We start from the raw sequence: 239 nt of genomic DNA, 5'->3' as shown, positions 1-239 counted from the left end.
GACTCGCGGGCGAGCCGCTCGTCCGCCGGTCCGCGGATCCCGTTGGCGATGAAGACGTCGATCGCGAGTGACACGAGGGCGGTCGCGAGCAGAGCGCCGTAGGCGGCGCCCGCGACGACGCAGACGACGTCGAGCAGGATCACAAGCGCAACGATGTAGAGCACGATCTTCGCGACGAAGCCGACGAGGAAGCCGAAGAACACCCGCGCGGCGTAGGTGGTGGATCCGTACCCACGATC

At 67.8% G+C, this 239-nt stretch carries 1 protein-coding gene; it reads right to left on the bottom strand.

The annotated features are described in order from the left end of the window. The coding region (locus tag SB658_RS27240; protein WP_410603662.1) for a hypothetical protein at positions 1-239 on the bottom strand (239 nt) is incomplete at both ends.

Source organism: Bacillus sp. SIMBA_008 (genome assembly GCF_046535495.1).
Taxonomy (GTDB): Bacteria; Bacillota; Bacilli; order Bacillales; family Bacillaceae; genus Bacillus; species Bacillus subtilis.
Note: the sequence above shows the minus strand (reverse complement) of the source record. Positions and strands in the feature narration are given on the sequence as shown.